Consider the following 21,397-nt stretch of genomic DNA (forward strand, 5'->3'; position numbering starts at 1 on the left):
GCATTCTCATCCCTGCGAGGCCGCATGCGCCAGAGCCTGTCGATTGCCTTCATCGTGCGCGATCCCTTGCCGCCGCTGCGCGCCGACCTCCTGACGCTGTTCGGCGCCGAGATGCCGCGCTACGGGGTGCACACCGAGCTGGTGGGGCAAGCTGGCGGCGGCGCCGCGGCTGCCTGGGCGGCGGGACATATGCACGCGGTGGGCAGCCTGCAGTCGCGCCTGGCCAGCGTGCTCTCGCCGTGGTGGGACTTGCGCGGCCTGCTGCGGGCGCGGCGCCGGCGCCGCCCGGATTGCATCCAGGTGCGCGACAAGATCGCCTCCGGCCTGCTCGGACGCATCGCCGCCCGCCTGCTGGGCGTGCCTTTCATCTACTGGATGTCGTTCCCGATCGTCGAAGGGTTTGACACGCGCCGCGACGAGATCGGCAGCCGGGGCAGGGGACCGGCCTGGCTGGCGCACACGCTGCGCGCGGCCGCCTCGCGCGTCGTTCTCTACCGCCTGGTGCTGCCCGGAGCGCGCCACATCTTCGTCCAGAGCGAGGCCATGGCGGCCTGGCTGGCGGCCAAGGGCTTTGCGCGCTCCCGCATGACGGCGGTGCCGATGGGCATCGACGCCGACGCCTTCGATCGCAGCCGGGTGGAAGCGGCGAGCGACCCGCGCCTGGACGGCCGCCGCGTCATCCTCTACCTGGGCCGCGTGGCCCGGGCGCGCCGCTCGGACTTCCTGCTCGACGTGGTGCAGGACCTGCAGCAGGACATCCCCGGCGTGCTCCTGGTGATCGCCGGCGACGCCGCCGCGCCCGACGACATGGCCTGGATGCGCGCCGAGGTATCTCGCCGCAGCCTCGCGCACCACGTGCTGCTGACCGGCTGGCTGCCCCAGCGCGCCGCGCTCGGCTATGCGGTGCGGGCCGAAGTCGGGCTGTCGCCGATCCCGCGCGGCGCGCTGTTCGACGTGTCCTCGCCGACCAAGCTGGTGGAATACCTGGCGCTGGGCATTCCCAGCGTCGCCAACGACATCCCCGACCAGCGGCTGGTGATCGACGAGAGCGGGGCCGGCCTGTGCGTCCCCATGGAGGTGCAAGCCTTCGCCGGCGCCGTGCGGCGCCTGCTGCAAGAGCCTGGCCTGGCCGCCGCGCTGGCGCAGCGTGGCCCGGCCTATGTCAGGCGTCACCGGACCTATGCTATTCTCGGCCGAATAGTTGCAGAAACATACACAAAAGTATTGCCAGGATTGAGCCGGCCGTGAACCGGAGAAGACCCAGCATGCATCGAATCGTGCGCGTGTCGAAGAAAACAGTGTTGTACTATTTAAAACACTTTCCTTTTTGCAAACTTTCATGCAGGGACCGGATGGCATGAAGCGGGTGCTGATGCTGGGTACCGACCTTGGAGGGCGCGGCGGCGTCGCCACCGTGGTGTCGTTGCTGCGCCAGGATGGCCTGTTCGAGCGCGAAGGCGTGCTCTACGTGCCGACCCATGTGGAAGGCACGCGCGCCGCCAGGGTGGGGGCGGCCTTGAAAGGCCTGGTGCGCACGCTGGCCTGCCTGGCGCGCCGGCCGGAGCTGGTGCATGCGCATGCGGCCTCGAAGGGCAGCTTCGTGCGCAAGTCGGTGCTGCTGGCGCTGGCGCGGGCGCGCGGCTGCAAGACGGTGTTCCACCTGCACGGCGCCTGCTTCGACAGTTTCATCGCCGGCGCGAGCCCGTCCATGCGGCGCTGGATCCGGCATACGCTGGAACACAGTTCAGTTGTCATTGCGCTGTCCTCGCGCTGGGCCGGTTTCCTGCGTGAATTCGCGCCGCGGGCGAGGGTGGTGGTAATTCCGAACTCGGTGCCCCTGCCGCCGATGGGCCCGGACCAGGTGCGGCCGGGCCGCATCCTGTTCCTCGGCCAGGTCGAGCCGCGCAAGGGCGTCATGGAGCTGGTGCAAGCGCTGGCGCTGCTGAAGGAGCGCTTCCCGCATGCGCAGCTGGCGATCGGCGGACAGGGCGAGCTGGAGCAGGTCGAGCGCCGCGCCCGCGCCCTGGGCGTGGCGGACCGGGTGCTGGCGCTGGGCTGGGTGACGGCGGAGAAGAAACAGCAGGAACTGGCGCGGGCGGCGATCTTCTGCCTGCCCTCGCATGCCGAGGGGCTGCCGATGGCCCTGCTCGAGGCGATGGCGGCCGGCAAGGCGGTCGTCACGACCGGGGTCGGGGGCATTCCCGACGCCGTGCGCGACGGCGACAACGGCCTGCTGGTGGCGCCCGGGAACGTGGAACAGCTGGCGGCAGCCCTCGGCAGGCTGCTGGCGGACGAGGACGAAAGCCTGCGCCTGGGGGCACGGGCGCGCACCACCATAGAAGAACAATTCGAGTCCGGCTTTGTGATCGGGCAATTATCGGCGGTGTATCGTCAACTTCGCAGGGCGGGGGAACAATGAACGCAACAGTGAGAATCGGATGGCTGGTGAACCGGCTGCGCTGCATGTCGGTGGCCGAGGTCGGCTACCGCGTGCGCCAGGCCGCTGCGACCAAAATGGGCCGCCGCATGGCCGGCCGCAGCGCCCCCGCGCCGCTGCCGCGCGCCCGCACCCTGGCCGTCCACGGCGCGCCCGCGTTTGACGCGGGCGAGATCGAGGCGCTGCTGCTCGATGCCGAACGGATCTGCGCCGGCCACGTGCTGCTGTTCGCCGAACGCCGCTTCGACGTCGGCGTGCCCACCGCCTGGAACCGCGACCCGGAAACCGGCGTCACCGGCCCGCTGCTGTACGCGGGCGACATCGCCATCACCGACCGCGAGCAGGTCGGCGACATCAAGCATGTGTGGGAACTGAACCGCCACCTGCACCTCGTGCGCCTGGCCCAGGCCTGGAGCGTGAGCGGCGACCTGCGCTGGCTGCATGCGCTCGAGCAGCAGCTGCGCAGCTGGCTGGCGCAATGCCCGCCGCTGACCGGACCCAACTGGACCAGCCCGCTGGAACTGGGCATCCGCCTGGTCAACTGGAGCCTGGTGTGGCAGCTGGTGGGCGGCGAGAACAGCCGGCTGTTTGCCGGCGAATCCGGCCACCAGCTGCGCGCCGGCTGGCTGGACAGCATCCACGCCCACTGCCGCCACATCGCGCGCCACCTGTCGCGCCATTCCTCGGCCAACAACCACCTGATCGGCGAACTCACCGGCCTGTACGTGGGTGCGCTCACCTGGCCCTGCTGGAAGGAATCCGGCGACTGGCAGCAGCAGGCGCGCCGCGAGCTCGAGCACGAGGCCCAGGCCCAGTTCTCGCGCGACGGCGTCAACCGCGAGCAGGCCTTCGCCTACCACATCTTTTCCAGCGAATTCCTGTTCGTGGCGGGGCTGGTGGGCCAGGCCTGCGGCCAGCCGTTCCCGCGCCCCTACTGGGCGTCCCTGCAGCGCGCACTGCGCTTCCTGCGCTCGGTGCGCGACGTCGGCGGCCATCTGCCGGCGGTGGGCGACGCCGACGACGGCTGCGTGTTCCGCCTCGACGCCACGGGCGGCGACCGCGCGGCCCAGCTGCTGGCGCTGGGCGACACCGTCTTCGGCGCGGCCGCCGACACCCATCCGGGCGTGCGCTGGCTGCTGCACGCGCTGCCCGGCAGCCGCCCGGACTGCGACCCGCACGAAGTCGACAGCGGCTGGGCCTTCCCCGACGGCGGCTACCTGCTGTTCGGCAACCACTTCGGCGAGCACCAGGAAATCAAGGGCATGCTCGACTGCGGTCCGCTCGGCTACCTCGGCATCGCCGCCCATGGCCACGCCGATGCACTGGCCCTGAACCTGTCGATCGCCGGCGAACCATGCCTGATCGACCCCGGCACCTATTCCTACTGGCAAGACCGGAAGTGGCGCGACTACTTCCGCGGTACCTCCGCCCACAATACGGTGCGCATCGACGGCCAGGACCAGTCAAGCAGCGGCGGGCGCTTCATGTGGCTGCGCAAGGCCGAGGCCCGAATCGAGCGCATGCCGAGCAGCCCGCACGAATTCGATTTCCGCGGCTCGCACGACGGCTACACCCGCCTGCCGGACCCGGTGCGCCACCTGCGCAGCGTGCGCTTCGACGGCGCCAGCAATACCCTGGTGGTGCGCGACGAAGTGTCGGCGCGCAAGCAGCACAAGGTGGAATTGTTCTGGCACTTCGCGCCGGAACTGGACGTGCGCCTGACCAGCCACGGCCTGTCGGTGCGCGGCCAGCGCTTCGTGCTGCAGATGCAGGCGCTAGGGGCCGACCTGCAGCTGGAACTGGTGCGCGGGGCCGAGAATCCGCCGCTGGGCTGGTGCTCGCCCAGCTATGAATCGAAGCGTCCGTGCGAAGTGCTCAGGATCACGACCGTATCGTCCGCCGTTCCGATCGAATGCAGGTTTACAATAACGTTCTTGCATTAACAAATAATTATTAGAAACCTTTACTCCAGGGAAATGTCCAATATGTTGATTTACCTCGTTGCCGGTGCCCGTCCGAACTTCATGAAGATCGCACCGATCGTGCGCGCCTTGCAGGCGCAGGAGGCGCTGAGCTTCAAGATCATCCATACCGGACAGCACTATGACCGCGAGATGAACGACGTCTTCTTCGAAGAGCTGGGCATTCCCCAGCCGGACGTGTTCATGGCCGCCGGCGGCGGCAGCCACGCCCAGCAGACCGCCAAGATCATGGTCGCGTTCGAAGAGCTGTGCATGGCCGAGCGCCCGGCCGCGGTGCTGGTGGTGGGCGACGTCAACTCCACCCTGGCCTGCTCGATCGTGGCCAAGAAGCTGGTAATCCCGGTCGCCCACGTCGAGGCCGGCCTGCGCAGCGGCGACATGGCGATGCCGGAAGAAATCAACCGCCTCGTCACCGACAGCATCTCGGACTGGTTCTTCGCCACCGAACCGGCCGCCGTGGAGCACCTGCGCCGCGAAGGCAAGAATGAATCGGCGGTGCACTATGTCGGCCACGTGATGGTCGACAACGTGCTGTACCAGGCCGAGAAACTCTCGCATGCCGACACCTCGGCCTTCGAGACCGCCGGCTTCAAGGCCGCCAGCCAGGCGGGGGGCGGGCGCTACGGCGTGGTCACGCTGCACCGCCCGAGCAATGTCGACGACCCGGTGACCTTCGCCCGCATCGCCGGCGCGCTGAAGGACATCGCCGCGGACTTGCCGCTGATCTTCCCGGTGCACCCGCGCACCCGCGCCAACATCGAGAAATTCGGCATCGACCTGGGCCCGAACATCACGCTGGCCGGCCCGCAGGCCTACATGGCCTTCCTCAACCTGTGGAAGGATGCGGCCGTGGTCCTCACCGACAGCGGCGGGCTGCAGGAAGAAACCACGGCGCTGGGCGTGCCCTGCGTAACCATCCGCGAAAACACCGAGCGCCCGGTGACGGTGGAAGAAGGCTCGAACGTGCTGGCCGGCACCGACCCGGAAGCGATCGTGCGCGAGGCGCGCAAGGTGCTGGCAGGGCAGGGCAAGCAGGGCCGCCGCCCGCATTTGTGGGACGGCAAGGCCGCCGAGCGCATCGTCGCCGTGCTGGCGAGCGAGCTGGGCAAGACGGTCCGGTAGCATGTAACTCTGCCTGGACCCGCCATGAGTGAGCGCATCATGCTGATGGGCTGCCAGGTCGATAACCTGAGCATGGAAGAGACCCTGGGAAAGGTCGAGGGTTTCATCGGGAGCGGCTTGCCGCACCAGCATGTGGTGGTGAATGTGGACAAGCTGGTGAAAGCCAGCCGCGATCCCGAACTGCGCCAGATCATCAACGCGTGCGCGCTGGTGAACGTGGACGGCATGCCGGTGGTGTGGGCCGCGCGCCTGCTCGGCAAGCCGCTCAAGGAGCGCGTGGCCGGGATCGACCTGTTCGAAGCGCTGATGGCGCGCGCCGCCGACAAGGGCTGGCGGGTGTTCTTGCTGGGCGCGCGCGAGGACGTGGTCGGCAAGGTGGCCGAGGTGTACACGCGCAAGTACCCGCGCCTCGTGCTGGCGGGGGTCCGCAACGGCTACTGGCAGGGCGAGGAAGAAGAAGAAGCGGTGGCCGAGCAGGTCCGCGCCAGCCGCGCCGACCTGCTGTTCGTGGCGATCAGTTCGCCGAAGAAGGAGCAATTCCTCGGCAAATACCAGGCCCGGATGCGGATTCCATTCGCGATGGGCGTCGGCGGCACTTTCGATGTCGCCATCGGCAGGGTCAAGCGGGCCCCGGTGTGGATGCAGAAGTCCGGGCTCGAATGGTTCTACCGCTTCCTGCAGGAACCGCGCCGCATGTTCCGGCGCTACTTCATTGACGACATGGCTTTTTTAAAGCTGTTGATCAGGGAAGCCCGCAAGGGCAGGCAGGCCAAACAGGGATAAAGGGCGGCCGCAGAAGCCGCTCCTGAAAAAAATGCATCGGCACCTGGCGCCGCCCCGCATTGGCCGGCGCAGGCGCCGTGCACGGCTGGTTTGCTGTGATTCATTGCGCGAATCAATAGCCCTTCATTAATACACATCACCTATCACAGAAAGCGAAACGACATGAAGATTCTGGTTACTGGCGGAATGGGCTACATCGGTTCGCATACCGTCGTCGAACTGCAGAACGCCGGCCATGACGTGGTCGTGGTCGACAACCTGTCCAACGCCGTGGCGTCGGTACAGGAGCGGGTACAGAGAATCACCGGCAAGCCGTTTACGTTCGAACTGGCCGATATCCGCGACCGCGCCGCCCTCGAGCGCGTCTTCGGCGCACACAAGGTCGAGGCCGTCATCCACTTCGCCGGCCTGAAAGCCGTGGGCGAATCGGTGGCGCAGCCGCTGCGCTATTACGACAACAACGTCAACGGCAGCGTGATCCTGTTCGAGACCATGGCGAAATTCGGCGTCAAGTCGCTGGTGTTCTCGTCCTCGGCCACCGTGTACGGCGACCCGGCCTCGGTGCCGATCCGCGAAGACTTCCCGCTGCAGGCCACCAACCCCTATGGCCGCAGCAAGCTGATGATCGAAGACATCCTGCGCGACCTGGCCAAGGCCGAGCCCGACTGGCGCATCGCGCTGCTGCGCTACTTCAACCCGGTCGGCGCCCATGAGAGCGGCCTGATCGGCGAAGAGCCGAACGGCATCCCGAACAACCTCGTGCCGTACATCGCCCAGGTCGCCAACGGCCAGCGCGACAAGCTGTCGGTGTTTGGCGGCGACTACCCGACCCCGGACGGCACCGGCCTGCGCGACTACATCCACGTGGTCGACCTGTCGATCGGCCACGTCAAGACCCTCGACCGCCTGGCCAAGGGGCCGGGCCTCGTCACCTACAACCTCGGCACCGGCCGCGGCAACAGCGTACTGGAAATGGTGCGTGCCTTCGAGGCGGCCAGCGGCCGCCCGATCCCCTACCAGATCGTGGATCGCCGCCCCGGCGACGTGGCCAAGTGCTACGCCGATCCGGCGCATGCGCGCGAAGAACTGGGCTGGACTGCCGAGCGTGATGTCGCTCAAATGTGCGCCGACGTATGGCGCTACCAAACCACAGCCAAATAATTCAATCAAAGGACAGTCTGATGAAAGCCATGATTCTCGCAGCAGGCAAGGGCACGCGTGTACGTCCGCTGACCTATGACCTGCCCAAACCCATGATCCCGCTGCTGGGCAAGCCCGTGATGGCCTACCTGGTCGAGCACCTGAAAAAGCACGGCGTGACCGAAATCATGGTCAATGTCAGCTGGCTGCACGAAAAAATCGAAGAATATTTCGGCGAGGGCGAGCAGTTCGGCGTCCAGATCGGCTATTCCTTCGAGGGCTATATCAAGGACGACGGCGAAGTCGTGCCCGAACCCATCGGCTCGGCCGGCGGCATGAAGAAAATCCAGGAGTTCGGCGGCTTCTTCGACGACACCACCATCGTGCTGTGCGGCGACGCCCTGATCGACCTCGACCTCAAGGCCGCCCTGCTCGAGCACCGCCGCAAGGGCGCGATGGCCACCGTCATCACCAAGGAAGTGCCGTGGGATAAAGTCTCATCGTACGGCGTGGTGGTCACCGACGCCCAGGGCCGCATCACCGAGTTCCAGGAAAAGCCCAGCGAGGAAGAAGCGAAATCCAACTTCATTTCCACCGGCATCTACATCTTCGAGCCGGAAGTCATCGACCTCATTCCTTCCGGCGTGTCCTTCGACATCGGCTCCGAGCTGTTCCCGCTGCTGGCCGAGCGCGGCCTGCCGTTCTACGCCCAGGGCCGCCCGTTCAACTGGCTCGACATCGGCACCATGAGCGACTACTGGGAAGTGCTGCAGACCGTGCTGACCGGCGAAGTCAACCACATGGACGTGCCGGGCATCCAGATCGAGCCGGGCGTCTGGACCGGCCTGAACACCAGCATCAACTGGGAAGGCACCACCATCGAAGGCCCGGTCTACATCGGTTCCAACGTCAAGATCGAAGCCGGCGCGCGCATCGTCGGCCCGACCTGGATCGGCCACGGCAGCCACATCTGCGAGGGCGCCGAAGTGGTGCGCAGCGTGTTGTTCGAATACACACGGGTGTTGCATGATGTAACATTGCATGAAATGATCGTTTTCAAGGATTACAGTGTCGACCGCAAAGGCGAGATGAAACACGCCTCCGAATACTCGTCCGAAGAATGGCTCAATGCGCGCGATCGCCGAAGCTCGCGCCGCAAAGATGTCGACCCCGACACCTGCAACGACACCGACAACATCAAAGAGAAAGCAAGCGCATGAAAATTTATCCCGTCATCCTCTCCGGCGGCGCCGGCACCCGCCTGTGGCCGCTGTCGCGGGCCGTGCTGCCCAAGCAGCTGCTGCCGCTGGTTGCCGACAAGACCATGCTGCAGGAAACGGCGCAGCGCGTGGCGGGCTGGCCCGGAGTGATGGCGCCGCTGGTCGTATGCGGCAACGACCACCGTTTCATGGTGGCCGAGCAATTGCGTGAAATTGGCATCACCCCGCTCGGCATCCTGCTCGAGCCGGTCGGCCGCAACACCGCACCGGCGGTGGCCGCGGCCGCGAACTACCTCAAGTCGATCGACCCGGAAGCGCTGATGCTGGTGCTGCCGGCCGACCACGTCATCGAGAACGGCGCCGCCTTCCGCGACGCCGTCGAACGCGCCGTGACTCTGGTCGGGCAGGGCGCGCTGGCCACCTTCGGCATCGTGCCCAAGTCGCCGGAAACCGGCTACGGCTACATCCGCCGCGGCGAAGCCGTGGCCCACTGCGGCGACTGCTACAAGGTGGCGCGCTTCGTCGAGAAGCCCGACGCCGCCACCGCCCAGTCCTTCCTCGACGAAGGCGGCTACTACTGGAACAGCGGCATGTTCATGTTCCACGCCGCGCGCTTCCTGGCCGAGCTGCAGGAACACGCGCCGGCCATCGCCGACGCCGCCGAAAAAGCCGTCAGCACCGGCTACCGCGACCTCGATTTCTGCCGCCTCGACGAATCGGCCTTCTCCGACAGCCCATCGGACTCGATCGACTACGCCGTGATGGAAAAAACCAGCCACGCCGCCGTGGTGCCGGCCGATATCGGCTGGAACGACGTCGGTTCCTGGTCGGCGCTGTGGGAAGTGCAGCCCAAGGATGCCAACGGCAATGCCCAGCGCGGCGACGTCTACCTCGACGGCGTCACCAATTCGCTGGTGCGCGCCGAATCGCGCATCGTGGCGGTGGTGGGCGTGGACAACCTGGTCGTGGTGGAAACCCAGGATGCGGTGCTGGTCACCCACAAGGACCAGGTGCAGCGCGTCAAGCAGGTGGTCGACCACCTCAAGTCCAAGTCGCGCACCGAGCACCTGCACCACACCAAGGTGTACCGCCCGTGGGGCCACTACGAGGGCATCGATGCGGGCGATCGTTTCCAGGTCAAGCGCATCACGGTGAAACCGGGCGAGAAACTCTCGCTGCAGATGCACCACCACCGTGCCGAGCACTGGGTCGTGGTCTCGGGCACGGCCCGCGTGACCTGTGGCGACAAGGTCAGCCTGCTGTCGGAAAACGAGTCCACCTACATCCCGATCGGCATGAACCACCGCCTGGAAAACCCGGGCAAGCTGCCGCTGCACATCATCGAAGTGCAGTCCGGCAGCTACCTCGGCGAGGACGACATCGTCCGCTTCGAGGACATCTACAAGCGCGCCTGATCACCCGGCTTCGCACACGGCCTGCCCTCCACTGGGCAGGCCGTTTTCGCTTGCGCGAGGGAACTGTGTGAACCTCCGTCCCGGCCCCGTTTTACAATGCGCCGACGAGAACAGAGCGGGAGGCCCTCATGAAACCGATCCTCGCGGCGGGTAGCTTGGCGTTCATCCTCGCTGGGCCGGCGCCGTCGGCGCAGGCCCAGGACGGCGCCTCCCTGCTCGATATCACCCTCTATGGCCAGCTCGAACGCTGGCTCGGCGCCGGCCCGCTCGACCTGCGCAATATCTACACGCGCACGGACGGGCACAACTCGCGCGATTTCCACGCCGCGGTCGACGGCGGCGGCATGACATTCACGCTGCTGCAAGTTAGCAATGACATTGGCAACAGCTGGATCATCGGCGGCTACAACCCGCAAAGCTGGTCGTCCACCGACGGCTGGCACGACACCCCGCGCGACTGGCAGCGCACCGCCTTCATCTTCAACTACACCGACCCGCAGGTATGGCGCCAGGTCGCCACCGGCAACATCCTGCCGAGCCGGGGCATGCGCCAGACCTTCAACGAACCCAACCACGGTCCCACCTTCGGCGCCGGCCCCGACCTGTTCGTCAACGACCGGCTCAATGCGGCCCTGTCCTGGCAGGTGAGCTATGGCGACGGCGCTTCGGAGGGCATGAGCATCATCGACGGCAGCACCGGCGGGCAATTGTTCCGCGTCGATGCGCTGGAAAGCTATTCGATCGCGCTGGTGCCCGAACCGGCCAGCACCGCCATGTTCGCCGCCGGGCTCGGCGTCGTGGGCTGGGCGGCCTGGCGCCGCCGCGTGCGCGCCGCCCCGCAACGGTAACAAAAAGGCAGGCTGTGGCATGATGGTGGCGGATCCCGGCTCCGCCACCCGACCATCCCGCGACCACGCCATGCCACCTGCGCGCCTGCTGTCCCGCCTTGTCCTGCTGTGCGCCGCCGGCGCCATTTCCGTTCCCGCCGCCGCCGCCCTCAAGCCCGAACAGCTGGCCATCGTCGTCAACGACGCCGACCCGTCCAGCGTGGCGGTCGCTGCCTATTACCGCAGCCGGCGCGGCATCCCCGCCGCCAACGTGGTGCACGTCAACATCCCCGGCAAGCCGCGCCGAATCGGCGCCGCCCGCTTCCGCCTGCTCAAGGAAGAGATCGACAGCCAGCTCGGCCCCGGCGTGCAGGCGGTGCTGATGGTCTGGACCGCGCCGTACGCGGTGGACTGCAACGCCATCACCGGCGCCTACACCCTCGGCTATGACGGCAGCCTGTGCAGCAAGACCTGCGCCGCCGGCCAGCCCAGCCCGTATTTCAACAGCCGCTCGGCGCGCCCGTTCACCGACCACGGCCTGCGCCTGTCGATGCTGCTGCCGACCGAGTCGGTGCAGGGTGCGAAAGACCTGGTCGACCGCGGCATCGCCGCCGGCTTTCGCACCGTGCCGGCGGGCGCCTACTACCTGGCCACCTCGGACAGCGCGCGCAATACCCGCGCCGGCTTCTTCCCGCGGCCGGGCCGGGTGCCGGAGCGGCGCCTGACGGTGACGGTGCTGCGGGCCGACGTGCTGGACGGCGCGCGCGACGTGCTGGTCTACCAGACCGGCATGGCCCAGGTGGCCGGGCTCGATACCCTGCGCTTCGTTCCCGGGGCGCTGGCCGACCACCTGACCTCGCTCGGCGGCGACCTGCTCGGCAACAGCCAGATGAGCAGCCTGCGCTGGCTGGAGGCGGGCGCCACCGCCAGCTACGGCACCGTCAGCGAGCCCTGCAACCACTGGCAGAAATTCCCGAATCCGACAGTGTTGTTGCGCCACTACCTTGCGGGAAATAGCGTGATCGAAGCGTATTGGAAAAGTGTCGCGTGGCCGACACAAGGTCTTTTTATCGGCGAGCCGCTGGCGGCGCCATATCGCGGACGTTAGCGGCAATTTGCCATGCATACTCAGCAGTAAGCAAGTTGTCTTGCTGTTCGTCAATAACTGGCAGGTTCCCTTGAATCTGTCTGTCATGAAATTGTCACTGGTTCAATTTACTATTCATTTTGCTAATGGTAAATTTCATTTTGCTAACGTCAACCACGTTCACCCAACCTGACCAGGACTCTTCATGAATATGCATGTTGCACCGATTTGCCCACCCGGGCGACTCACCGTGCTGGCCGCACTGCTCGCCGGCCTCGCCGCTCCCGCCTTGGCCGCACCCAGCCCGGTCGTCATCAGCCAGGTGTATGGCGCCGGCGGTAATACCGGCGCCAGCTGGAACCGCGATTTCATCGAATTGTTCAACCGTAGCACGGGGCCGGTGAGCCTGGCCGGATTGAGCGTGCAATACCAGGCGGCTGCCGCCACCAGCAACTGGGCCAACTTTACCGCGCTGCCAAACGTGACCCTGCAGCCAGGCCAGTATTTCCTGGTGGGTGCCCAAGGAGGCGCCAACGGCGCCGACATCGGGGCCGTGGATCATGCCACCACCTCGATCAATATGTCGGGCACGACCGGCAAGATTGCGCTGGCCGAGTCCACCACGCTGCTGACCGTCGCCGACGGTGGCGGCAAGCTGCTCGACCTGGTCGGTTTCGGCACCGCCAGCCGTTTCGAGGGTACGGCGGCGGCACCGGCGCCGTCGACCACCAAATCCATCCAGCGCGGGATGCTCGGCTGTACCGACACCGATGAAAACAGCACCGATTTCGCCGCCGAAGCGGTCGTCGGCCCGCGCCGCAGCTCGTCCGCTTTCAATGTCTGCACGGGCGGCGGCGATCCGACCCCGCAGCCGAAGCCGATCGCGACCTCCTGCCCAGCCAGCGCCACCGGCCAGCAGGGCACGGCCTTCAGCGCCAGCCTGAGCGCACGCGACCCCGACAGCATCGTCAACGCCGCCATCATCACCTCGGCCCCCGTGGCCGGCATTTCGCTGGCCAACTTCAGCGCCGCCGCGGCGGACGACGGTATCGCCAGCGTCAGCCTGGTGGCCGATGCCTCGGTCGCCACCGGCAACTACCCAGTGGCGGTGAAATTCACCAATAACGAATCGCAGGAAGCCAGCTGCACCGTGACGCTGAGCGTGAGCGGCACCCTGACCATCCCCGAGATCCAGGGCAGCGCCGCCACCAGCCAGTACAAGAACACGGTCCAGACCACGACCGGCGTGATCACCGCCAAACTCCCGGCCGGCGGCTTCTTCATCCAGGATGCCAGCGGCGACGGCAATCCGGACACCTCCGACGCGCTGTTCGTGTTCGGCGCGAATACCACTGCGGCCGTGGGCGACCTGGTGCGCGTGAGCGGCACCGTCATCGAATACACGCCAACCGGCGCCACCCGCTCGTATACCGAGCTGAGCAACGTGACTGCGGTCACCCGCGTCGGCCCCGGCGGCACCGTGGCGCCGACCAACATCACGCTGCCGAACGCCGACCTGGCGCGCTTCGAGGGCATGCTGGTGCGCTTCGCGGGCGAGCTCACCGTCAACCAGAATGCCTACCTCGGCGAGCGCGGCGAACTGACGCTGTCCAATGGCCGTCGCGAACTGCCGACCAACCGCTACCTGCCCGGCTCGAGCGACGCGATTGCGCTGGAAGCGGCCAATGCGCGCAACGTGATCGTGCTCGACGACGGCATCTTCACCACCCCGGCCCAGGTGCCTTACCTGTTCGCCGACGGTACGGTGCGCGCCGGCGACAGCGTCAGCGACCTGACCGGCGTGCTCGACTTCGGCGCGATCGGCGGCGGCGGCGCGGCCTTCAAGCTGCAGCCGACCGAAGCGCCGGTGTTCTCGCGTACCAACCCGCGTACCGATGGTCCGGTGCTCAAGGCCGGTAACCTGAAGGTCACCAACGCCAACGTGCTGAACTTCTTCACCACCTTCACCAACGGCGGCGACGCCTGGGGCGGGACCGGCAAGGGTTGCACCGTCGGCACCACCACCCGCGCCAGCAACTGCCGCGGCGCCGACAACATGGCCGAGTTCGAGCGCCAGCGCGACAAGATCGTCGCCTCGCTCAAGGCGATCGATGCCGACATCGTGGGCCTGAACGAAATCCACAACAACGGCGACATCGCGGTCACCTACCTGGTCGACCAGCTCAACGCGGCGTATGGCAAGACCACCTATGCGGTCGTGCCCAAGCCGGCCGCCACCGGCACCGACGCGATCCGCGTGGCGATGATCTACAAGCCGGCGGCAGTCTCGCTGGTGGGCGGTGCGCTGTCCGATGGCGACGAGGTCAATAACCGCCCACCGATGGCCCAGACCTTCAAGGCCGCCAACGGCGCCAGGTTCTCGATGGTGGTCAACCACCTGAAATCGAAGGGCGGCTGCGGCGGCTCCGGCCCGGGCGACTCCGACAGCGGCGACGGCCAGGGTTGCTGGAACAAGACCCGCCTCGAGCAGGCCCAGCGCCTGGTCGGCTATTTCATCCCGCAAGTCGTGGCCGCTTCCGGCGACCCGGACGTGCTGGTGATGGGCGACCTGAACTCGTACGGCTTCGAGAACCCGATCACCTACCTGACCTCGAACGGCCTGGTCAACGAGATCGAACGCCATGTGCGCCCGAACGGCATGGCCTACTCGTACATCTTCGGCGGCCTCAGCGGCTATCTCGACCATGCGCTGGCCAGCACCTCGCTCGACCCGCAGGTGGCCGACGTGGCCGAGTGGCACAACAATGCCGACGAGCCGGAAGCGATCGACTACAACCTGAACGACAACGCCGTGGACCCGTACATCAAGAACGCTTATCGCGCGTCGGACCATGACGCGGTGGTGGTCAGCCTGAACCTCACGCCGACGTTTGCCGACATCACCGGTTCGGTGAAGGTCGCACGCAGCGGCTTCACGATGAGCCGCGCCACCGGCAAGTACAGCGGCACTGTGACCGTGACCAATACCAGCGGCCAGGCCCTGAACGGTCCGCTGCACTTCCGTCTCGACGGCCTCACTGCCGGCGTGACGCTGGACAACCGCAGCGGCATGCAGGGCGGCGCGCCCTACGTCACGTTGCCGAACGCCAGCCTGGCTGCGGGTGCGTCGATCACGTTCTCGACCGTATTTACCAACTCGGCGAAGCTCATCATCAACTACACCTCGGCCTTCGTGTCGGGCACCTTCTAAACTAGGGATCAACCAATGTTCAACATGAAATCCGTCTTCCTGCGCGCGCTGCTGGCGCTGTCGCTGGCGATCGGCGTTGCGCCGGCCTTCGCCGGGCCCACCTACAAGGTGTCGTTCGATACCTCGACCTACAGCGGTCCCGGTTTCCTCGACCTGCAGTTCCTGTCCGGCGGTTTCGCCGGCCTGTCCTTCGCCAATGTCAGCAACCTGAGCGGTGACTTCGGTACTGCTGTCCTCGACAATGCCACGGGCGACCTCGCCAGTGGTTTCCGGATCGCCAACGACAGCGGCTTCAACGCCGTCTACCTGCAACTGCAGCTCGGCGGCATGTTCAGCTTTGACGTCAGCTTCGACGGCGCCGACCTGAGCGACGGCATCACCTTCAGCGCCTCGCTGCTCGATGAAAACGAGATCAACCTGTTTGGCGACCTACCGCTGGTCATCATCGACCTTTCCCCGGGCGTGCCACCCGTGCTCGGCCCGTCACCGGGAGCCGAGGTGGCGGTGGTGCCGGAGCCTTCCGACGCGCTGCTGATGCTGACCGGCCTGGCCTTGCTCGGCTTCACGCTGCGCCGCCGTTCGCTGCGCTGAGCGACGATAGGCGGCCCCGGGCCGCCATCAAAAAAACACACTATGCCGCAGGCGGCTGGTGTGTTTTTTTTATGGGACAGGCAGTGCGCCGGAAACGGCGCCAGGAGTCAGCTCTGCTCGGTAGTGGCCGCGCGGCGCATGGCGTCGACCCGGAAGGCTTCGGCATTGCCGTCGATGATGCGCAGGCCGGCGCAGCCGTCGGCGGCGCAGTCCGGTGCAGGGTTATTCCGGCCGGGTGCGGCGGCAAACGCCGGGCTAGTGGCCAGGCTGGCGGCGCTGCTATTGGTGCCGGCAGCCGCTACCGCCACGCTGACGTGTACCGTCAATTCGAGACGCATCGGGCCCTGGACGTCCTGCGAGCCTGCGCCGCAGGCGGCCAGGAGGGCGGAAATAGTGATGATGGTGATGGTGTGAAGGCTGGAGAAGTTCATGGTCGGTGTAAAGGAAACTCGTCAGTAACGATTTATATTGTAGTAGGTAAATCTTTCCACTGATCAAGTTATCGATTCCGAGAGTCGATTGTTGCAGCACGCTGTCGCTGTTCCGTATGCTTTTACCTCCGGTAAAGTTTTCGATTGCATAACGTGATTCGCTTGACCACGTTCGGGCAAGAAGGGAAGATAACGCTATGCAAAAATTCCTCCTTGTCTTCTTGCTCACCTGTGCCGGCTGTACTACCGAGGCCCGGGATCCGGCGCGCGCAACCGCGCCGCAAACGCCTGCCGCGACGGCGCCGGCCGTGTCGGCCAGCTCAGCGGACAGCCTGGCGCGCTTGCGTGCCATGGTGGCGGACACCACGTGCACCCTCCCGGAGCACTGCCAGACGGTCCCGGTCGGCGCCGTCGCTTGCGGCGGCCCGCAGGCTTACCTGCCGTTTTCGACCTTGCGTGTCAACGCAGGTGAAGTGCTGGCACAGGGCGAGCGCCACAAGGCCGCACGCCAGGCCGAGATCAAGGCAGGCGGCCTGATGTCCAGCTGCCGCTACCTGCCGGACCCGGGCGCTGTCTGCACCAGCGGTGCCTGCCAGCTCGGCGGTTCATCCGCTGCAGCGCAGTGACCTGGAGCACAAGACATGACGATTAAACCGTTTCTCTGCCCCGGCCTGCTGGCGAGCCTCGCGGTGCTGGTCATGGCCAGCGCCTGCGCCCGTAACCCGCCGGCGCAGGCCCCTTCCTCCAGCGCTTCGCTGATGGATAAAATCCGCGCCGAGGTCGGCGATGCCGCCTGCGAAGGGCCGCAGGACTGCCGCAGCATTGCGATCGGCGCAAAGCCGTGCGGCGGGCCGGACGGCTACCTCGCCTGGTCTGCCAGGCGCAGCGACGCAGTGCGCCTGCGTGCGCTGGTGGACCAGTACGCGGCCGCGCGCAAGGACGAAAACCAGCGCGCGGGCGCCAATTCCACCTGTGTGTTCGAAACCAATCCCGGCGTGACCTGCCTGCAGGCCCGCTGCACCCTGCGCGCGCGCGGGCAGGGCAGCGTGCCGGACAACGACGCCTGAGCACGATCCCCATGCCAGCCGATTTCATCGAGATGTACGACGGCGCGCTCGACCGCGCCACCTGCCAGGGCTGGATCCAGCGCTTCGACGCGAGCGGCCAGGCGCAGCGGGGCCAGACCGGCAGCGGCGTCGATGTAACGATGAAGGACAGCTGGGATATCCAGCTCGACCGCACGCCTGGCTGGAACGATGTCAGCCTGGGCCTGAACGGGGCTGTCCTTGCCTTCTTCAAGCAATACCTGCGGCGCTATGCCCATGTCGCGCTGGCGCCTCTGCAATTGAAAATGCAGGATCCGGCCAGCGGCCAGCTGGTCCTGCTCGACGCTGGCGGCGTGGCCCGGCTGCCGGACGAACTCCTGACCGGCCTGGTCGCCAAGGTGTTCCGCTTCGGCAGCATCAACATCCAGAAGTATGTGGCCAACCAGGGTGGCTATCCGTACTGGCACTGTGAGCAATATCCGAAGCTGGACCAGGGCGAGGCCCTGCATCGCGCGCTGCTGTGGACCATCTACCTGAACGACGGCTTCGACGGTGGAGAAACCGAGTTCCTCTACCAGGAACGCAAGGTCAGGCCGCGCACCGGCAGCCTGCTGATCGCCCCGGCCGGCTTCACCCATACCCATCGCGGCAACCGTCCCACGGGCGGCGACAAGTACATCGCCACCAGCTGGATCCTGTACCAGCGCGCCGAAACCCTGTTCGGCGGCTGAGCCGCCCGCCTTCCACCCCCCCATCAATGAAAATGGGCCGCGTCACCTTGCGGTGACGCGGCCCGCGTCAGGCGCCGTTTCCGGCACCTTCATGCAGCCAGGCGTTAATCCAGGGCAGCTGCCTGCACCGGCTTCGAGCTTTGCGACAGCGGCACCGGATCGTTGGTCTGCACATCGACCACCGTGGTGCCCGATGCGACACCGCCGACCTTGTAGGTCGCGGCGCCCAGGTAGCGCTGGCCGGTGGCCAGGCCGGACCAGCTGAAGCCGACCGAGGCGGTGCCGCCGAGATAGGCAGTGGCTGGAGCGAGCACCTTGAAGTTGCCGCCGACGTCAGCAGGCGACACGATCCACGACGACAGGGTGACCGTGGTCGACGGACGGGTTTGCTTGTTGTATGCGACCACGCACACCTTGTAGGTCCCGGCCGCCGGGTTGCGCAGCGTGACAGCCTCGTTCGAGCCTTCGTTGCCGCTGCTGCCGACAACAACATTGCCCGACGTCAGGACCACCAGGTCGATGTCGTCCGACGCGCCGGGAATCGCAGCAGCCGAGGTGTCGGCGTCGTACAGCGAGAAGCGCGCCGCCAGCGTACCTGCCGGAACCGTGACGTTGGTGACCCGGACTGCTGGCGACAGGGTGGTGGCCGTGCACAGGGTCGTCTGGTTCGCCGTGCTGACGCTGTTGAACGTGAAGCTGTTGCGCGTTGCCGCCTTCAGGCCAGCCTTGTCGATCGACATCGGCCCAGCGAAACCGGTGCCGATGGTCATGATCTTGCTACCGCTGGTCGCTTCGCTGTACACCGTGTCCGGCGCGGAGATCGCGGTGCCTCGGGCGCTGACAGGAATGCGCACGTTGTGGCCTTGTCCATCGGACAGGGTCAGGTTGCCAAAGCCCCAGACGTTCATTGGCTTCGCGGTGCGGGTCAGCTTGACGCTGAAGGTCTGGCTGGCGCCCGGAGCGATCGTGAAGCTCGACGGCGTCACCACGCCGTCGTAGCCGTCCATGGTCACGCTGGCATTGTAGGTCGACGAAACCTCGCTGACGTTGGTGACGGTACGGCTGACCGTGGTGGCGCCGAGCAGTGAGGCGATGGTGATGGACGGCAGGTTCAGGGCCGTATCCTTCAGCGTGCCGATGCTCTTGCAAGTCGCGGCACTGTAAAGCTGCGCATTTGGCGCGGTGAAGCCGCAGCTGAGGCGAGCATAGTCGATCGCGCCGGCATCGAATACCAGGCCTGGATCGCTGGCGCCGTTTGGCGCCACGTGGCCTGCGCCCTGGCCGAACGGCGTGTTGCCGGCCGCGGTGGCACCGACAGTCCATGGCAGGGCGGTCGTCACGCCGTCGGCCAGCAAGTCGTTGGCCGAGGTCATGATCGCCGAGCGGATCATCGCTGGGGTCCAGCCTGGATGCTGCTGCTTGAGCAGGGCTGCCACGCCGGCGATGTGCGGGCTTGCCATCGAGGTGCCCGACAGCAGGCCGGAGCCGGTCTTGGTGGTCGAACCGCCCGCTTTCAGCGCCGTCACTTCAGCGGCCGTGGTCGTTGGCGTCAGCGCTGCGACGATGCTGACGCCCGGCGCTGCAATGTCGGGCTTGAGCATGCTGTTGTTCGACACGTTCGGGCCGCGCGACGAGAAGCCGGCCAGGAACGGCGCAGGGGTATCGAGGAATACCTGCGCTTTCGTCAGTTCGGCGGTCGGGGCCGTACTGGCGGCAACGTAGGCCTTGAGGGCCAGGCCGTCGGCCTCGTTGATGTGAACCGTCGGCACCGCATGCACCTCGGCCACCAGTCCGGTGCCATTGTCGGCCAGGACCATGCCGGCGCCGCCGGCCGCCAGCACTGCGGCGCTCTTGTTGACGCGCGGACTGTTGCCGCGGTCGCAGATGACGATCTTGTTCGCAACCAGGGCCGGGTCGAGCGCAGCCATCGACGAGGCGGTGGTGCCGGCCGGGAAGTTGGGGAAGTTGGTCTGGCCGGGCGTGGTGCGGTCGGCCTCGGTGTAGCACAGGCGGCGCGCCATCTGGTCTTCTGGACGCAGTGCCTCATACGCGATGGTGCCGGCGTAGCGGGCATCGATGACCGCGGCGCTCGGCAGCGGGGCCAGGTTCAGCGACGCGCCGCGATAGACGGTGCCGTCGCCTTCGATGACGTTGGCGCCGGTGCTGCGGTTGTGGGTCGATGCCGCCACCGTCGTGATCCACGGCCCCAGGTTGGCGGACGGACCGGTGACCGGGCCGGCATTGCCGGCCGAGGCGGCGACGAAGATGCCGGCGTTGGTGGCATTCAGGAAGGCCACCTGCTGCGCGTCGGTAATATTGCCGCCGCCCGCGGTCGGGCCGATCGAGTAGTTGATCACATCGACGCCATCGGCGATCGCCTGGTTGACTGCGGACACCACGGCGCTGCTGGCGCAGCCGCCGTTGGTGGCCGTGGTGCCGGTGAAGCAGACCTTGTACATGGCCAGGCGGGCGCGCGGCGCAATACCCCCCATGTTGCCGTAATCAATGCCGGCGACGCTGACCGGCACACCAGAATTGCCGCCCGCGGTCGACAGCGTGTGCGAACCGTGGCCGCCGCCGCCCTGGGCCGTACCGTCGCGGCCGGACAGGAAGTCGCCGGCACTGATGGGCGCGTTGGCGGCGATAAACGAGCGAATGCCGATCAGCTTGTTGTTACAGTTGGCGGCCGTGATGCCGGGCTTGATCTCGCAGCCGCCTTTCCACTTGGCCGGCACGGGGCCGTAGGCCGGGGTGCCGCTTGGATCGTGGGTCGGCGCACCGTTGCCGTCGACGCGGTCGGCGAAGCTGGGGTGTTCCGGCCACACGCCGCTGTCGAGCATGGCGATGATCATCCCTTCGCCGGCGCTGCCCTTGCCGCCGACCTTGCTCCACAGGCCGTCGGCCTGGTCCAGGCCGAGGAACGCCGGGGTGCTGGCAGTGTGCAGTTGCTGCATCTCGTCGGCCTGGATGCTCAGCACGCCGGTATTCTTCTTCAGGGCACGGACCTCGGCATCGGTCAGCATGGCGGCGAAGCCGTTCATCGCGAGGTCGTAGCGGGCCGTGATGTTGGCCGGGTCGATTGTCGCCAGCACTTGATTCTGTTTCTGTGCCAGGTAGGCGATATAGTTCTGGACGTGGGTGGCGCCGATGTCGAGGTGGTCGCCTGGCGCAGGCTTGGTTGCCGGCAGGCCGGCGATGCCGCCTTCATACGAGGCCGCCGCCGCCGCCGGCAGCTGGACGATATAGGAACGGCGTACTTCCTGGGCATTCGCGTTGAAGGCGATGCTGGCCACCAGCGTCATGACGGCCAGCGAAATTGGGCGAAGAGTCTTGTTCATTGTTGAGATCCCGGCAATAGCGTATTGGATGGTGAA

General features: G+C 66.6%; 17 protein-coding genes. 15 read left to right on the forward strand and 2 right to left on the reverse strand.

Going from position 1 to position 21,397, the window contains the following annotated elements; all coding sequences use genetic code 11:
* Positions 1 to 24: 24 nt before the first annotated feature.
* From BM031_RS13805 to BM031_RS13860, 12 genes are all read left to right on the forward strand, one after another.
* Entirely contained in the window at positions 25 to 1,248 is a 1,224-nt protein-coding gene (locus tag BM031_RS13805; RefSeq protein ID WP_091875157.1) for a glycosyltransferase, read from the forward strand.
* Positions 1,249 to 1,339: 91 nt separating this feature from the next.
* On the forward strand, positions 1,340 to 2,419 hold the full coding sequence (locus tag BM031_RS13810) for a glycosyltransferase family 4 protein (protein ID WP_229408878.1): 1,080 nt from the start codon (positions 1,340 to 1,342) through the stop codon (positions 2,417 to 2,419).
* Between the two features lie 8 nt (positions 2,420 to 2,427).
* The gene (locus BM031_RS13815) at positions 2,428 to 4,380 is read left to right on the forward strand and encodes a heparinase II/III family protein (RefSeq protein WP_229408879.1); all 1,953 of its coding nucleotides are present in this window, start codon (positions 2,428 to 2,430) and stop codon (positions 4,378 to 4,380) included.
* A 42-nt stretch (positions 4,381 to 4,422) separates the two neighbouring features.
* Positions 4,423 to 5,541: a non-hydrolyzing UDP-N-acetylglucosamine 2-epimerase gene (gene wecB, locus BM031_RS13820; RefSeq protein ID WP_091875204.1), complete on the forward strand. Its 1,119-nt coding sequence runs from the start codon at positions 4,423 to 4,425 to the stop codon at positions 5,539 to 5,541.
* Positions 5,542 to 5,565: 24 nt separating this feature from the next.
* A complete protein-coding gene (locus tag BM031_RS13825; RefSeq protein ID WP_091875159.1) occupies positions 5,566 to 6,324 on the forward strand; it encodes a WecB/TagA/CpsF family glycosyltransferase in 759 nt (252 codons plus the stop codon).
* 162 nt (positions 6,325 to 6,486) lie between these two features.
* Positions 6,487 to 7,485 carry a UDP-glucose 4-epimerase GalE gene (gene galE / locus BM031_RS13830; protein WP_091875160.1) on the forward strand — a complete coding sequence of 333 codons (999 nt, stop codon included), beginning with the start codon at positions 6,487 to 6,489 and terminating at the stop codon, positions 7,483 to 7,485.
* A gap of 20 nt (positions 7,486 to 7,505) precedes the next feature.
* Entirely contained in the window at positions 7,506 to 8,684 is a 1,179-nt protein-coding gene (locus BM031_RS13835; protein ID WP_091875161.1) for a nucleotidyltransferase family protein, read from the forward strand.
* The gene (locus BM031_RS13840; protein WP_091875162.1) at positions 8,681 to 10,099 is read left to right on the forward strand and encodes a mannose-1-phosphate guanylyltransferase/mannose-6-phosphate isomerase; all 1,419 of its coding nucleotides are present in this window, start codon (positions 8,681 to 8,683) and stop codon (positions 10,097 to 10,099) included. Before BM031_RS13835 ends, BM031_RS13840 begins: the two co-directional genes overlap by 4 nt.
* 128 nt (positions 10,100 to 10,227) lie before the next feature.
* Positions 10,228 to 10,947 carry a PEP_CTERM-anchored TLD domain-containing protein gene (locus tag BM031_RS13845; RefSeq protein ID WP_091875163.1) on the forward strand — a complete coding sequence of 240 codons (720 nt, stop codon included), beginning with the start codon at positions 10,228 to 10,230 and terminating at the stop codon, positions 10,945 to 10,947.
* 70 nt (positions 10,948 to 11,017) lie between these two features.
* Complete coding sequence (locus BM031_RS13850; protein ID WP_091875205.1) at positions 11,018 to 12,034, forward strand: TIGR03790 family protein; 1,017 nt, start codon at positions 11,018 to 11,020, stop codon at positions 12,032 to 12,034.
* A 184-nt stretch (positions 12,035 to 12,218) separates the two neighbouring features.
* A complete protein-coding gene (locus tag BM031_RS13855; protein ID WP_091875164.1) occupies positions 12,219 to 15,224 on the forward strand; it encodes an ExeM/NucH family extracellular endonuclease in 3,006 nt (1,001 codons plus the stop codon).
* A gap of 15 nt (positions 15,225 to 15,239) precedes the next feature.
* Positions 15,240 to 15,815: an NF038129 family PEP-CTERM protein gene (locus BM031_RS13860; RefSeq protein WP_091875165.1), complete on the forward strand. Its 576-nt coding sequence runs from the start codon at positions 15,240 to 15,242 to the stop codon at positions 15,813 to 15,815.
* A gap of 107 nt (positions 15,816 to 15,922) precedes the next feature.
* On the opposite strand, the gene BM031_RS13865 is transcribed toward BM031_RS13860, so the two are convergent.
* Entirely contained in the window at positions 15,923 to 16,246 is a 324-nt protein-coding gene (locus BM031_RS13865; protein ID WP_091875166.1) for a hypothetical protein, read from the reverse strand.
* Positions 16,247 to 16,554: 308 nt separating this feature from the next.
* Here BM031_RS13865 and BM031_RS13870 point away from each other — a divergent pair, with 308 nt between their 5' ends.
* The 3 genes from BM031_RS13870 to BM031_RS13880 are packed head-to-tail and all read left to right on the forward strand — an operon-like array spanning position 16,555 to position 18,023.
* Entirely contained in the window at positions 16,555 to 16,872 is a 318-nt protein-coding gene (locus tag BM031_RS13870; protein ID WP_143084587.1) for a hypothetical protein, read from the forward strand.
* A 15-nt stretch (positions 16,873 to 16,887) separates the two neighbouring features.
* Entirely contained in the window at positions 16,888 to 17,313 is a 426-nt protein-coding gene (locus BM031_RS13875) for a hypothetical protein (RefSeq protein WP_091875168.1), read from the forward strand.
* An 11-nt stretch (positions 17,314 to 17,324) separates the two neighbouring features.
* Positions 17,325 to 18,023: a 2OG-Fe(II) oxygenase gene (locus BM031_RS13880; protein WP_091875169.1), complete on the forward strand. Its 699-nt coding sequence runs from the start codon at positions 17,325 to 17,327 to the stop codon at positions 18,021 to 18,023.
* Between the two features lie 104 nt (positions 18,024 to 18,127).
* On the opposite strand, the gene BM031_RS26295 is transcribed toward BM031_RS13880, so the two are convergent.
* Complete coding sequence (locus BM031_RS26295) at positions 18,128 to 21,361, reverse strand: S8 family serine peptidase (protein WP_091875170.1); 3,234 nt, start codon at positions 21,359 to 21,361, stop codon at positions 18,128 to 18,130.
* Between the last annotated feature and the right edge of the window lie 36 nt (positions 21,362 to 21,397).

Origin of the sequence: Massilia yuzhufengensis (assembly GCF_900112225.1) — a bacterium.
GTDB lineage: Bacteria > Pseudomonadota > Gammaproteobacteria > Burkholderiales > Burkholderiaceae_D > Telluria > Telluria yuzhufengensis.